A 14,758-nucleotide genomic window follows, 5' to 3' on the forward strand; every position below is an offset into this window, starting at 1 on the left:
TTATACAGCCTTTTTAGTAAGGAGGAATAGGATTGATTGGTTTGTACTGGCTCTTCAGTTATTTAATAGGAAACTTCATGACAGCATTTTTCGTTGGAAAGATATATGGTGTCAATTTGCAGGAAGAACGCAGTAAAAATTTAGGTGCGCGCAATGCAGGAAGCGTCCTTGGCAAGAGGGCCTTTCTTCTGACATTTCTTGGCGATGCCTTGAAGGGTGTGCTCGTGGTAGGCTTAGGCCGTTTATGGTATTTAGAAGAATGGGTTATTGTTAGTGGTGCAGCCTGTGTGATTGCAGGTCATTTATATCCTTTCTGGCTAAAATATAAGGGAGGAAAGGGAGTAGCAACTTTTATTGGAGTTGGTCTCGCTTTATCACCAGGCTTGTTTTTATGGATGATTGCAGGTACTGGGGCCGTACTGATGTTAACAAGGAGCTTAACATTAGGCATGGTTGGTGGTTTTATTTTTTATGTTGGCGCCATCATTCAGGCTGGCCTATTAGTGCCCTACGCACTTTTGATGATGGCAATCGTGTGTATGCTCATAAGACATATGTCTAATATTAAGGAGTCATGGAAAAGAGGGAAGTAAAGAGATGTATTGGTGTAAAATAGCTCAAACAAATGAAGAGTATGAGGCGATTGCGCGATTGAATTATGAGACATTTGTGGAGGAAATACCACAGCATGAACCAAATACGCAAAGACTAAAGGTTGACCGATTCCATGAGCAAAATACATATATAGTGGTGTATAAAAAAACAGAATTAATTGGAATGGTAGCATTTAGAGATCAAAGACCCTTTTCAATTGATGAAAAAATTGGGAAGGTGGAGCAATTTTTACCGCAAGAGGTTTGTGACAAGATTTGTGAAATACGCTTACTTGCTGTGAAAAAAAATTATCGAACTGGGCGAGTCCTATTGAAGCTCACTCAAGCTTTAAATACATTTGCCTATGAAAAGGGCTATACGGCAGCCGTAATTTCGGGAACAACGCGTGAAGAAAAGCTCTATAAGCAAATGGGTTTTCAACAATTTGCTCCAGCTGTTGGAGTAACGGATGCCCAGTTTTTACCTATGGTGCTTACTAGAGATGTATTTGAACATGACCTACAACGTAGGCTTGCAAAAGATAACTATACTTTTTATCCTGGACCAGTTAAGCAATTAGAGACTATAGGATATACCAATTTATCGCATCGTTCGCTAAGTTTTAAGGCAATCTATGAACGAGTACAGCAAAAGTTACTACAATTAGCGAATACCAAGCATGTTGGAATAATCGTTGGAACTGGAACATTGGCCAATGAGGTGATGCTTGCTCAATTACAGGCACAGCAATTAGGGAAAGGTCTTATTCTAACAAATGGGGAATTTGGTGAGCGGTTGAGAAAACAAGCAGTCCGTTGGTCATTAGATTTTGATGTCGTTGAACAAGAATGGGGAACACTATTTGATTGCGAGAAAATAGCGTTATTATTAGAAACTAGAGCATATGAGTGGGTGTTGGTCGTGCATGGGGAAACCTCGACGGGGACTTGTAATAATTTAGATGGTCTTAGTCAATTGGCAAAGTGTTATAATGTGAAGCTATGTGTAGATAGCATCAGTACGTTCGGTGCTATGCCATTTTCGTTACAGGATTGTTATTTGGCTACTGCAGTGAGTGGGAAAGCAATTGGGGCAGTAAGTGGGCTCGCATTTGTATTTTCACAATACTTAGCACAATCCGCCACTACATTGCCTGCATACTTGGACTTAGCAAATTACCAGCAAGGTGCCATACCTTTTACGCTTCCAGCCGTATTGCTTGGTAATTTAGATGAGTCTTTACAAGCCTATCCTGTCCGCTATGAGCAGCTACAGCAACGTTTTGAGGCACTACTGCAGCTGCCCTATATGCACTTTCAATTACCAACAACTCGGTACCCAATGCTTATAACCATTCAACTGCCAAAGACACTTTCAAACCTACACATCGATTTAGCCTTAAATGGACTATTAGTTCATGGTGATAGCCCATATTTACGTCAAAGAGGATTTCTTCAGTTTGCTGTCATTCAGCCAGATTTCGACGATGCTCTTGTACGTCTTAATGAAATGCTGCACTACTATGAACAAATAATCGAGGCATAAGCAAGTGCTCAATATGAATACATTGACTTTACAGGAAAAAATCCTTTAAATTTAAAGGCTCTCCAGTTGTGTTAAGTCCAATTAATAATTTTAATCGTGCCTTTTGACCATTTATTCCCGTGGCAAATATCGCACCTAAGTCTTCCAGCATTTTACCGCCACCAATATATCCATAGACACCTTCTGCTATTCCATTAAAGCAGCGGGAAACGAGGACTACAGGAATATTTCGTTGGATCAGACTCTCAATGCCTTTAACAACAGAAGGTGGGACATTTCCTTGACCTAACCCTTCAAGCACAACCCCCTCATATTTACATGCGAGCACAACATCTAGTAAATCTTCTTCCATACCAGCATAAACTTTTAGCATGGCTACGCGTTTAGATAAATTATTAATGTCTACGTATTGACGACGAATTGGTGCATGATGGAACAAAATACGTGATTTTGTAATCAGCCCAATTGGTCCATATTGTGGGGATTGGAAGGTATTGACCGAACTTGTGCTCGTTTTCGTTGTATTGACGGCAAGATGTACCTCATCGTTCATCACAACGAGAACGCCTTTGTCGCGAGCTTCATCATCGACCGCTACCCGGATTGCCTCCATTAAATTATAAATACCATCTGCTCCAAGCTCATTGGATGAGCGCATCGCCCCTGTCAATACAATGGGAATGGCTAAATTTGTAGTCAGTTCTAAGAAATAGGCAGTTTCTTCTAATGTATCTGTACCATGTGTAATGACAACACCATCGATTTGCGTTGCTGTAGTTTGCTCCATAATCAAGTTGCGTAATTGAAGCATTTCTTTTGGCGTGATATGTGGAGAAGGTAGGTTAAAAGCTTCTATTTCAATAATGGTTGCTAATGAATTAAGTTTATTGCTCTCTTTCATGAGCGGATTTTCTTTATTGGGCATAACTGCTCCTTCAGCACTCATCGCCATGGAGATTGTGCCGCCAGTATGAATTAATAAAATTGTTTTTTTCATAAAAAATAAAATCTCCTTTTAAAAAGTTTTTTTGTCATTACATGGTATAATAATAGCAGTCTATTGTTGAAAGGAGCCGGCATCATGATCATTTTATTATCTGCTGCCATTGCTCCCGGTCTAGCGCTTTTTAGTTATTTCTATTTGCGCAATCAAATGGCTACGGAGCCAAGAAGAACTTTATTACAAACATTTTTATACGGTGCATTTTTAACGTTCCCGATTCTGTTTTTACAATATGTACTAACAGAGGAAGGGGTTTTTCGATATTTTTACCTTCAAGACGTTCTTTTCTCTAGTGTTGTTGAAGAATTTTTTAAATGGTTTGTGCTATTAATTGCCATCTACAATCATGTTGAATTTGATGATCCATATGACGGTATATTGTATGGGGCAAGTATATCACTTGGTTTTGCCACAATCGAGAACGTACTTTATTTATTATCCTTTGGCTTGGATACCGCATTTATGCGCGCCTTATTGCCTGTATCAAGTCATGCATTATTTGGCGTAGTCATGGGCTACTATTATGGACGTGCTAAGTTTTCAAAGTTTGCCAAGACGAAAGAAATGATTGCTATGGCGCTTTGTGCACCAGTGGTACTTCACATTCTATACAATACAATATTATCATTTAAAGGTCACTGGATTTATTTAATGATTCCTTTTATGCTGTTTTTATGGTGGTTTGGCCTACGAAAGGTGAAACTAGCGCATTATCATCTAGTACAACATTTGCATATGCATAAAAAAATTTAAAGCGTAGAAATCGTCAAGATTTCTACGCTTTATTCTTTTTTATCATGTATAAATTGCCTCTTTTGTTTCAAGCTATAAAAAAAAGGAGTGATAAAAGTGCGTTTAGTAAGCATACTTTTTGCTTTGATATTAGGAATTAGTATAATTGCGATTCCTCAAAATGAAGTGATTGCCTTTAGTGACCAGCAAATTACTCGTGGTGCCTATGGAGATGATGTCATTGAATTGCAAGCAAGGCTACAATACTTAGGTTTTTATAAGAGTAAAATTGATGGGAAATTTGGCTATAACACATACTGGGCATTACGTAATTTCCAAGAGAAATATGGTTTACCAGTAGATGGTATCGCTGGAGCGAAGACCAAAAAAACGATAGCTGGCTATTCTGATTACGATGAAAAATGGGTGAAAGCGCAATTAAATGCCGGTAATCAATTTACCTACTATGGTGGCGTTCCTCTTGATCAGCAAGTGAATAAAGGGACTAGTACAGGTAGTGGTGCCGGTAGTGGTGGAGGAAATAGTAGTGGCACTACTAATAACAATGGAACACAAACTCAAGTTCCTCCTAAATATACAGAGCGTGATTTACAGCTAATGGCGAATGCTGTGTATGGAGAAGCTAGGGGAGAGCCATATGAGGGACAAGTAGCCGTAGCGGCAGTTATTTTAAACCGTTTAGAAAGTCCCGATTTCCCGAATACGATTTCTGGTATTATATTCCAACCTTTAGCGTTTACAGCTGTAGCAGATGGACAAATTTGGTTAGAGCCTAATGATAGAGCAAAAGAAGCTGTTATTGATGCAATGAATGGCTGGGATCCATCTGAAAATGCTTTGTATTACTTCAATCCGAAAACGGCAACAAGTAAATGGATTTGGTCTCGTCCACAAATTAAACAAATTGGAGAGCATATTTTCTGTTCATAGAAAGGAGGAACATAGATGAAAACTTGGCTCGTGGTCTTAACGATAGCTGTTATCGGGTTAGGGGCATATAGTATAGATTTACATGGTGATAAAGAAGATTTACAACGTACTGTTCTAGCGCAGTATACCGATAAGCTAACAGATGCATCTGAAAAACTATCTCATCTACAGCGATCAGTCTCACAATCCCTACTGTTTCAAGATGAGCAAGCCATTCACAGTGAATTAGATTCTGTTTGGCGTTTGAGCTCAGAAGTTCGTTCTTCCATTGCTAATATTCCGATAGGGCAAGAACTATCCAATGAATGGATGAATTATTTAGGACGACTTGGCGATGAAGCGAAGAGAACTGCAAAAACAGGCGATTATGAAGCTTGGCGTGAAAAAATGCCACAGGTCTCTACGAATTTACAAGCTCTTTCTGATGATTGGACAGCTGCAACCGTTGATTTTTATAAACATAATGGAAAAATGGATGTTTGGCTGCAGCAAGTCGATAATAAAAATCCAAACACGAACTTTGATAAAGTGAAAGACACGTTAAAAGGTTATGGAGAAAAAGATTTCCCGCTGACATTATCTGAGTCAGATTGGCAGAAAAAAATTGCATTAAAAGCTTTACAGGATGCTGAAATTACAGAAAAAGAAGCGTTGGAAAAAGTGAAGCATTTATTCCCAGTTATTAAAGATGCAACATTTACAGTCACAAAAAGTAGTGACACCGCACCATATCCTTTCTATCACATACAATTCCATCAAGGGATTCGTTTAGGGTATGCGGATTTAACGGTAAAAGGAGGACATTTACTGTCCTATTTAGTAGAACGCCCTGTTGACGAAGCGAAGCAGTCACAAGAGGAAATTCTCAAAAAAGCCGAAGATTATGTCAAGAAATTAGGCATGAACGATTTAGCTTATGTGGAATCGCGTGAAAACCATCAGGCATGGCATGTAACGTTTGCCCGTGTACATCCAGGGGATAACGCATTAATTTATGCTGATGGTGTTCAACTTAAATTAGCAAAAGATACAGGTGAGTTGTTAGGGGCAAACGCGATGGAATACATTCAAGAAGAAAATATTAAAAAGCAAACAGCAAAACCAATCGATTGGAAAACATTCTTCCAGGATGATATTCAAGTGCAAGAAGTAAAAAATATTTATACAGATAATGGTGAATTTGAACAACGTCTATGCTATGAGGTCATTGCCTTGCGTGATGGTAAAACACAAGAAACATTTAGAATCGTCATTGATGCAGAAAATCATAATGTTTTAAAAGTGGAATATTTAACTTAATAATAAGAAAATACTACCAATTTTTATAGCCAAAATTAATATCTCATGAGATAATTAAACCATATTTATTGTACGGGGAGATGCTCATGGAGATTAAAATTGGCACACAATTACAACTTGAACCGACTTATACAGAGCGTGTGGAGAAATTCCGCTGTAAAGTTGTAGAGCAACAAGACCATATTCTTTATATTGATTATCCAATTAATATGGCGACAAAGAAAACAGCATTTTTGATAGATGGCTCAGAATTTAGAGCAACCTTTCGCACTGAGGACAAACAATCATTTGCCTTTAATACGGAGGTAATAGGCCGTAAAGCGGGCCATATACCTATGATTATGTTGCATTGCCCAAAGCCAGAGGAATTTATTAAAATTCAACGACGAGAATATGTACGAGTTGAAACACCCGTGGATGTGGCCGTTCAGTTCAAGGATCACAAATATCAGTTAGTTGCTTCGGATATTAGTGCAGGAGGCTTGGCCCTCATTTTGAAAGGTGAAGTGGCTTTCAATGATGGGGATGAGGTGAAATTAACGGTTGCCTTACCATTTGCCAATGGGGATGTGAAATACGTGATAACAGAGGCAATTGTCGTGCGTATTTTTGAAAAAGATTCTAAACGAATTGCAACAATCCAGCTAACGGATTCAGATGATGTTGACCAACAACATATCGTGCGCTTTTGCTTTGAGCGTCAATTAGGCAATCGTCGTAAAGAATTGAATCCCTTTAATGCTTAATATTTTGCATAGTAATTTTTTAAAAGCCCTCTCCTAGCAGAGGGCTTTTTATAGGTTATATGATACAATATGAGGTGACAGAAAGTAGGGAAGAATATGAAGAAAAACATTCAAATTGCGATAGACGGGCCTGCTGGTGCCGGTAAAAGTACTATTGCAAAAATTGTTGCTGAGGCACTTGATTTTACTTACATCGATACAGGTGCAATGTATCGAGCAGTTACGTATAAAGCGATGCAACAAAACATACATTTAGATGATGAAGCAAAATTAGCTGAAATGTTAGCAGCAAGTACCATTGATTTAAAGCCATCTCCACAGGGACAGCTTGTCTTTTTAGATGGTCACAATGTATCAGCTGATATTCGATCAAATGAAGTCACTTCATCAGTTTCTCAAGTAGCTGCCCATGCAAAGGTTCGTGAGTTATTAGTAGCTCAACAACAAAAGCTGGCAGCAAACGGTGGCGTCGTTATGGATGGCCGCGATATTGCTACACATGTATTGAAAGATGCAGAACTAAAGATTTTTATGTCTGCAACGGTAGAGGAACGCGCAAGAAGACGATTTATAGATAATCAAAAAAGAGGAATCGACTCTTCACTTGAAAAACTTCAGGAAGAAATTGCATTACGTGATAAAAAAGATAGTGAGCGTGAAGCATCACCACTTATCCAAGCAGAAGATGCCGTATTTTTAGATACGACAGCGTTGTCTATCGAAGATGCAGCACAAGCTATTTTAAAATTAGCAGAAGAAAAAATGCTATAAATCCTAAAATTTCAGACATTTTTCAAATTTAAAGGATTTATTTTTGTCTTTGTCTTCAATATCGAATAAAATAGTAAGGGAAGATGCGAAGGAGGGTTACATATGTCTGAAGAAATGAACTATGCAGAACAAACGTTTAACGAGGGTGATATCGTCAAAGGTATTGCAGAGCAAGTTGATGAAAAAGCAGTATCTGTATCAATTCCAGGTGCACCATTTGATGGTATTGTCCCAATCAGTGAATTATCAAGCTTGCACATTGAGAAAGCTTCTGATGTCATCTCTGTTGGGGATGAGTTAGATTTGATGATTACAAAGGTTGAGGAAGAAAATTTTGTCCTATCAAAACGTAAAGTGGATGCTTTAAAAGCATGGGATACACTTGAGCAACAATTTACCGCAGGAGAAATTTTCGAAGCGGAAGTGAAGGATATTGTTAAAGGTGGTCTTGTCGTAGATTTAGGTGTACGTGGCTTTGTACCAGCATCGCTTGTAGAAGACTACTTTGTCGATGATTTTGAGGGCTATAAAGGCAAAACATTAAGCTTTAAAATTGTTGAACTTGATAAAGAAAAGAATCGCTTAATTTTATCTCATCGCGCAGTAGTGGAATCAGAAAAAGCTTCACAAAAGCAAAATGTTATTAATCAAATTAAGGCTGGCGATGTTTTAGATGGTAAAGTACAGCGTTTAGCATCGTTTGGAGCATTTATTGACCTTGGTGGTATCGATGGGCTTGTCCACATTTCACAAGTGTCTCATGAGCATGTAAGCGATGTGAGTGAGGTTTTATCAGAAGGACAAGGTGTAACTGTAAAAGTTCTATCTGTTGATCCAGCAAATGAACGCATTTCATTATCAATCAAAGAAACGATCCCTGGACCTTGGTCTAATATCGAAGAACGTGCAGCAAAAGGTGCTATTTTAGACGGGAAAGTGAAACGTCTTACATCTTTCGGCGCATTTGTGGAAGTTTTCCCAGGTGTTGAAGGATTAGTGCACATTTCGCAAATCGCTCACAAACATATCAATACACCACATGAAGCATTAAAAGAAGGACAAGAAGTACAAGTAAAAGTCCTTGATGTCAATGCTGAAGACGGCCGATTAGCGCTAAGCATTAAAGAATTACTCGAAAATCCAGAAGCAGAAGAAGTGATTGACTACGAATTACCAGAAGAAAACACAGGCTTCTCATTCGGAGACGTTATTGGCGATCAATTAAAAAACTTTAAATAAGAAGAACGCGAGGATACAAGATTGTATCCTCGCTTTTTGTTGGAGTGATGAGATAGGATTTGCAAAGTGATAGATAGAATCATTGAAATGGGAGAAAACCTATAAAGGATAGGAGTCAAAAAGTGGCGGATAGAACTGGCAAAATGGCGGATACATCTTACAAGATGACGGTGAGGCAGCGAAGTGGGATAAACCTCTAAAAGTGATAGTTAAAAGCATCGAAGACGGAAATCCATAAAGTGACGGATAAACCTTGCAAAATGACGGATAGAATCCCAAAAGTGACGGATAGACCTCACAAAGTGATGGATAGGAAGTTCGAAATGACGGATACAACTCTCGAAGTGACGGATACAGCCCGCAATATAACGAAAAAGCCTTCCAATTAATAGAAACCAAAAAGCGACGGATTTACCCTCAAAAAATCCTCCACCTACGTACTCAAAATACATCATAAAACCGCGAAAATAAATCGTTTGGATTGGTAAAGCCATACATAGCGTTCTACTTTATGGATATGATATGATATAATGGCATTTTTCGTGTATAATAGCGAAAGACAAGAAGTTGGAAGGATGAAGTACAGATGACGAAACCAGTAGTAGCCATCGTAGGTCGTCCGAACGTAGGTAAGTCGACGATTTTTAACCGTATCGTTGGAGAGCGTGTGTCTATTGTGGAAGATATCCCAGGCGTAACACGTGATCGTATTTATAGTTCGGCAGAGTGGTTAACACACGATTTTAATATTATTGATACAGGTGGGATTGAAATTGGGGACGAGCCGTTTTTAGAGCAAATTCGTCAACAAGCTGAAATCGCCATTGAAGAAGCGGACGTTATTATTTTTATGACAAATGGTCGTGAAGGAGTAACGGCAGCCGATGAGCAAGTAGCTAAAATTTTATACAAAACTAAGAAACCCGTTGTACTAGCAGTCAATAAAATCGATAATCCTGATATGCGTGAAATGATTTATGATTTTTATGCATTGGGCTTCGGTGAGCCTTGGCCAATTTCTGGCTCTCACGGCTTAGGTTTAGGGGATTTATTAGACGAATGTGCGAAACATTTCCCGAAAGAAGATGAAGAGCAGTACGGAGATGATGTAATTAAATTCTCATTAATCGGTCGTCCGAATGTGGGGAAATCATCTTTAGTGAATGCTTTCTTAGGTCAAGATCGAGTAATTGTTAGTGATATTGCGGGTACGACACGCGATGCAATTGACACACCTTATGCGTATGATGATCAGGAATATGTCATTATTGATACTGCCGGTATGCGTAAAAAAGGGAAAATTTATGAGACGACCGAGAAATATTCTGTTTTGCGTGCGTTACGTGCGATTGAACGTTCAGACGTTGTGTTAGTGGTTATGAATGCGGAAGAAGGTATTCAGGAGCAAGATAAGAAAATTGCTGGGTATGCACATGAGGCCGGAAAAGCAGTTGTGATCGTTGTAAATAAATGGGATGCTATCGAGAAAGACGAAAAAACGATGAATGTTTTTACGCAGCAAATTCGTGAGCATTTCCTATTTTTAGACTATGCACCGATAATTTTCGTTTCGGCTAATACGAAACAGCGTGTTCATCAAATTTTACCGATTATCCAACGTGTTAGTGAGAATCATGCGATGCGTATTCAATCTTCTATTTTAAATGAAGTCATAGAAGATTCTGTAGCACGTAATCCTGCGCCAACCGATAAAGGTCGCCGTTTACGTATTTACTACGCTACACAGGTTGCAATTAAACCACCAACGTTTGTGGTATTTGTGAATGAACCTGAGCTTATGCACTTCTCTTATGAACGTTTCTTAGAAAATCGTATTCGTGAAACATTCGACTTTGAAGGAACGCCGATTCGTTTAATTACACGTGCTCGTGCTTAAAGTTATCGTCATACACATACAATACGCCAACCCGACACAATTGTTGGGTGGCGTCTTTTTACAAGAAAATAAAGTAGTGTAGACAACCCACAATAAGGGAGGATTTTTTTTATGGAAAAAGTTTGTGTGTTAGGGGCAGGCTCTTGGGGGTCTGCGCTGGCAATGGTACTGGCGGAAAATGGCCATGATACGCTTGTATGGACACATCGAGCTGAACAGGCAGAAGAAATCAACCGTATGCATACCAATAAAAAATATTTACCTGAAACGGTCTTGCCAACAAATTTACATGCTACGAGTGATATTGCAAAGGCAGCAACACATGCTGAAACAATCGTTGTAGCTGTGCCGACAAAAGCAATTCGTGAGGTTTGTGAAAAATTGACGGCTGAATTAACTAAAAAAGTTTTATTTGTACATGTTTCAAAAGGAATTGAGCCTGACTCTTTAAAGCGAATTTCTGAAATATTAGCAGAGAGCTTACCTGCTGAAAAAGTGGATGAAATTGTAGTGCTTTCAGGGCCAAGTCATGCTGAGGAAGTAGTCCTTCATCATCCTACAACGGTTACAGCTGCATGTGCGGACATAGATGCTGCTGAAAAAGTACAGGATTTATTTATGAATCAATTTTTCCGTGTTTATACAAATGACGATGTAATTGGTGTAGAAATTGGTGGGGCACTGAAAAATGTTATCGCTTTAGCTGCAGGCATTACCGATGGCTTGAATTACGGGGATAACGCGAAAGCCGCATTAATTACGCGAGGACTTGCGGAGATTACTCGTTTAGGTGTAAAAATGGGTGGTAATCCATTTACGTTCTCAGGGCTTACAGGCATGGGTGATTTGATTGTAACGTGTACAAGCGTTCACTCAAGAAACTGGCGAGCAGGTAATATGTTAGGGCAGGGCATGAAGTTACAAGAGGTTCTCGATCAAATGGGGATGGTTGTAGAGGGTGTACGTACTACAAAGGCTGCCTTTCAATTAGCAGAAAAGTATGGTGTGGCAATGCCCATTTCTACAGAGCTTTATAGTGTACTCTTTAATGAAGTAGAACCGAAAGTGGCAGTAGACGCACTTATGATGCGCATGAAGAAACGTGAAATTGACGAGATGAAGCATTAATATTATTTTTATGATTAAATTTGTCATGAAACGGACATAAATAAGGTGTCTCGGTGAATCTACTGAGACACCTTATTATGTGCTAGTAATTGAATAGTTAAAGCATTTTAAAAGGTTGTCCATTTCTTGATAGTTATGGGACAACTATTTCTTTTTAACAAAGGCACATAGTATAATATACTTTGATTGTGTCTTGACATAGAAAGAAAGGTGGTTATTTGAAATGGGCCCGTTAGCTCATATGCCTGCTTTGGATGTAATGTGGGTATCGTTTTATTGTATAGGCTTTATGATTATATCAGTCGGCTTAATTTATTTAGCTCGTAACAAGATTTCGAATGTATTTTTACGAACAATCGTAAATTTATGTGCATACATACTGTTTGGACTTGGCACATTTTTAATGGTACTTATAGTTGCCACATGGCCAGCATAATAAATAACGAGGTGTCAGTAACATGAAAAAACTAAGTGCTCTTCTGTTGGTAATTGCAACCGCCATATTGTTAGTAGGGTGTGCGTACCCAGAAGACGAGAAAAGGGCGAAGGTAACGCCTGATGTGGACCAACTTGCAGCTGTACAGCGTGCTGTTAATGAATACCGTGAAGCAACTGGTGGGCTAGTACCCATTAAAAATAGCGAATTAGATACAGATTTATATATCAAGTATTTAATTGATTTTGAAAAGCTTATGCCGAAGTATTTGTCGACGATCCCTGGAAACGCCTATGAAAAAGGCGGTATATATCAGTATATTATTTGGGATCCTGAGCATGAAGCGACCGTTAAACTAGTAGATTTAAATGCTGCAGAGCGCATTCGCGAAATAGGAATTCGGAAACTATCTACACAATATTTACCAATAACAGGTTCATCATCTGATAATGTGTACCAAATTAATTATAAGGATTTGGGCTATAAAACAGAGGTTACTGTGAAAAGCCCCTATTCTGGCGTCGAATTACCGCTCTTTATGACTGGTGACGGTGAATTGCATGTAGATTATTCCATTGATTTAGGACAACTTCTAAAAGAAGACAAGCCGGATGTCAAACCGGGCGATGATATTCGCCAATTACTTGTCGATAAATTTCCTGTAGTACCTGCCTACTCTGTTCCGTATACAGTGGACGAGAAGGGTGAGCCAGTTTATGATATGGACACTTATAAGGCAGATGTCAAGAAGGCTCAAGAACGACAAAAACAAGAGGCAGAAGCCGCCAAGAAAAAAGAAGAATAATCAACAAGCTCCTTACATTTGTGAGGGGCTTTTTCATATTTGTCTACAAGCTCGCATATAGTGAAAAAGCGTAGATAAAGGAGGCAGAAACCTTGAGTGAAGCAGTATTTAGAGAAATTGCAGAGCGAACAAATGGCGATGTTTATATTGGTGTTGTCGGTCCAGTACGTGTAGGTAAATCAACATTTGTAAAAAAGGTAATGGAATCCGTCGTGTTACCAAACATTGTGGATGAAACAGAAAGAATGCGAGCACAGGATGAGTTGCCACAAAGTTCTCCGGGGCCAGTCATTATGACTGCTGAGCCGAAGTTTGTGCCTGCCCAAGCAACCCGTATTGTGGTCGGTGACGATGAAATGCCATTTCAAATTCGATTAGCAGATTGTGTAGGTTACATTATCGAAGGAACAAAAGGCTATGAAGATGAAAATGGTCCAAAATTTGTTCATACTCCTTGGCATACAGAGCCTATTCCGTTCCAAGAAGCAGCGAAAATAGGTACGGATAAAGTAATTCGCGATCATGCGAATATTGGAATTGTAGTGACAACTGATGGAACGGTTAACGGTATTAGTCGTCGAGCTGCTGAGAGGGCAGAAGAAGAGATTGTTGAGCAACTAAAGGAAATTGGCAAGCCTTTTGTCATTCTACTTAATTGCCAAATGCCAGCTAGAGAAGAAACTGTTCAACTGCGCAATGAGTTGTTTGAACGTTATAATGTTCCCGTTATCGCCATTGCAATTGATCAAATGAGAGAAACTGATATTCAGTATATTTTACAAGAGGCATTATTTGAATTCCCAATCCGTACGATAGAGGTGGAGAAGCCAGATTGGTTAGATGTGTTAGATGCCTCACATCCATTAAATGTTGCATTGATTGATTCGATGGAAGAAGTACTTTCTTCTGTTATGAAAATTAGAGATGTGCAACAAGCATCCGATGCTTTTAAAGCTATTGATTTTATTGATCAAAGTGAAGTAGTCCATGTAGATGCTGGTATTGGCACAGCTGTAATTCGTGTGTCCTTACAGGGTGAACTATATAAATCGGTTTGTAATGAGTGGTTAGAAGAACCAATTGAAACGAAAAAAGATTGGCTACTGTTTATTAAAGAAGCAGCAGAGGCAAAAGAAGCTCAAAAGCGCTTTAAAAGTGCCATTCATGATGCGGATACAACAGGCTATGGTGTTACATTACCAATGATGCAGGAATTTGAGCCAACAGCCCCAGAATTAATTAAGCAAAATAATTTCTTTGGTGTACGAATGAAAGCGAAGGCGCCATCTTATCACATTATTCGTGTCGATATGGATTCAGAATTTGCCCCGCTAATCGGCTCTGAGTTCCATAGTCAGCAACTTTTAAAAGATTTGAACCATGCTTATTTACATGATCGTGATGCTCTATGGAATACACAACTTTTTGGAACACCATTACATGAAGTATTAAAAGAAGGTATTCGATATAAAATGGATGCAGTTCCAAATACAGCCAAAAAACGTATGCGTCAAACGATCGAACGTATGGTAAACGAAGGTGATCGTGGGTTAGTCACATTTATTTTATAGTGATAAAAAATAATAAGAAGTGTAAAAAATAGGAAAAGGGC

The 14,758-nt window shown here is 38.8% G+C and carries 15 protein-coding genes; 14 read left to right on the forward strand and 1 reads right to left on the reverse strand.

Annotated elements, in window-relative coordinates; genetic code table 11:
• Nucleotides 1–32 precede the first annotated feature (32 nt).
• Nucleotides 33–593 (forward strand): glycerol-3-phosphate acyltransferase, encoded by a 561-nt coding sequence (locus C9J29_RS05400; protein WP_090001282.1) that lies wholly within the window; start codon nucleotides 33–35, stop codon nucleotides 591–593.
• Nucleotides 594–597: 4 nt separating this feature from the next.
• Nucleotides 598–2,139: an aminotransferase class V-fold PLP-dependent enzyme gene (locus tag C9J29_RS05405; RefSeq protein WP_090001284.1), complete on the forward strand. Its 1,542-nt coding sequence runs from the start codon at nucleotides 598–600 to the stop codon at nucleotides 2,137–2,139.
• A 28-nt stretch (nucleotides 2,140–2,167) separates the two neighbouring features.
• On the opposite strand, the gene C9J29_RS05410 is transcribed toward C9J29_RS05405, so the two are convergent.
• Nucleotides 2,168–3,136, reverse strand: a complete 969-nt coding sequence (locus C9J29_RS05410; protein ID WP_089986600.1) for an asparaginase — start codon at nucleotides 3,134–3,136, stop codon at nucleotides 2,168–2,170.
• A gap of 84 nt (nucleotides 3,137–3,220) precedes the next feature.
• Between C9J29_RS05410 and prsW the strand changes: the two genes are divergently transcribed.
• The 12 genes from prsW (at nucleotide 3,221) to spoIVA (ending at nucleotide 14,717) form a co-directional block, all read left to right on the forward strand.
• Nucleotides 3,221–3,895, forward strand: a complete 675-nt coding sequence (gene prsW / locus C9J29_RS05415) for a glutamic-type intramembrane protease PrsW (protein ID WP_043990729.1) — start codon at nucleotides 3,221–3,223, stop codon at nucleotides 3,893–3,895.
• Between the two features lie 96 nt (nucleotides 3,896–3,991).
• Nucleotides 3,992–4,825 (forward strand): spore cortex-lytic enzyme, encoded by an 834-nt coding sequence (gene sleB / locus C9J29_RS05420; RefSeq protein ID WP_008180429.1) that lies wholly within the window; start codon nucleotides 3,992–3,994, stop codon nucleotides 4,823–4,825.
• Nucleotides 4,826–4,840: 15 nt separating this feature from the next.
• A complete protein-coding gene (locus tag C9J29_RS05425) occupies nucleotides 4,841–6,124 on the forward strand; it encodes a PepSY1/2 domain-containing protein (RefSeq protein ID WP_008180427.1) in 1,284 nt (427 codons plus the stop codon).
• A gap of 86 nt (nucleotides 6,125–6,210) precedes the next feature.
• The gene (locus C9J29_RS05430) at nucleotides 6,211–6,870 is read left to right on the forward strand and encodes a flagellar brake protein (protein ID WP_008180425.1); all 660 of its coding nucleotides are present in this window, start codon (nucleotides 6,211–6,213) and stop codon (nucleotides 6,868–6,870) included.
• Between the two features lie 96 nt (nucleotides 6,871–6,966).
• Entirely contained in the window at nucleotides 6,967–7,641 is a 675-nt protein-coding gene (gene cmk / locus C9J29_RS05435; RefSeq protein ID WP_008180423.1) for a (d)CMP kinase, read from the forward strand.
• Nucleotides 7,642–7,743: 102 nt separating this feature from the next.
• On the forward strand, nucleotides 7,744–8,880 hold the full coding sequence (rpsA, locus tag C9J29_RS05440; protein ID WP_008180421.1) for a 30S ribosomal protein S1: 1,137 nt from the start codon (nucleotides 7,744–7,746) through the stop codon (nucleotides 8,878–8,880).
• A gap of 260 nt (nucleotides 8,881–9,140) precedes the next feature.
• Nucleotides 9,141–9,269 carry a hypothetical protein gene (locus tag C9J29_RS24905; protein ID WP_255319012.1) on the forward strand — a complete coding sequence of 43 codons (129 nt, stop codon included), beginning with the start codon at nucleotides 9,141–9,143 and terminating at the stop codon, nucleotides 9,267–9,269.
• A gap of 197 nt (nucleotides 9,270–9,466) precedes the next feature.
• Nucleotides 9,467–10,777, forward strand: a complete 1,311-nt coding sequence (gene der / locus C9J29_RS05445; RefSeq protein ID WP_008180419.1) for a ribosome biogenesis GTPase Der — start codon at nucleotides 9,467–9,469, stop codon at nucleotides 10,775–10,777.
• Nucleotides 10,778–10,888: 111 nt separating this feature from the next.
• Nucleotides 10,889–11,905: an NAD(P)H-dependent glycerol-3-phosphate dehydrogenase gene (locus C9J29_RS05450; protein ID WP_008180418.1), complete on the forward strand. Its 1,017-nt coding sequence runs from the start codon at nucleotides 10,889–10,891 to the stop codon at nucleotides 11,903–11,905.
• 223 nt (nucleotides 11,906–12,128) lie between these two features.
• Nucleotides 12,129–12,341, forward strand: a complete 213-nt coding sequence (locus C9J29_RS05455; protein WP_008180416.1) for a DUF2768 domain-containing protein — start codon at nucleotides 12,129–12,131, stop codon at nucleotides 12,339–12,341.
• Nucleotides 12,342–12,363: 22 nt separating this feature from the next.
• Nucleotides 12,364–13,146, forward strand: coding sequence for a hypothetical protein (locus C9J29_RS05460; protein WP_090001290.1), 783 nt, complete (start codon nucleotides 12,364–12,366; stop codon nucleotides 13,144–13,146).
• Between the two features lie 92 nt (nucleotides 13,147–13,238).
• Entirely contained in the window at nucleotides 13,239–14,717 is a 1,479-nt protein-coding gene (spoIVA, locus tag C9J29_RS05465) for a stage IV sporulation protein A (protein ID WP_008180413.1), read from the forward strand.
• Nucleotides 14,718–14,758: the final 41 nt, after the last annotated feature.

Source organism: Lysinibacillus fusiformis, assembly GCF_003049525.1.
In the GTDB taxonomy this organism is placed as follows: Bacteria; Bacillota; Bacilli; order Bacillales_A; family Planococcaceae; genus Lysinibacillus; species Lysinibacillus fusiformis.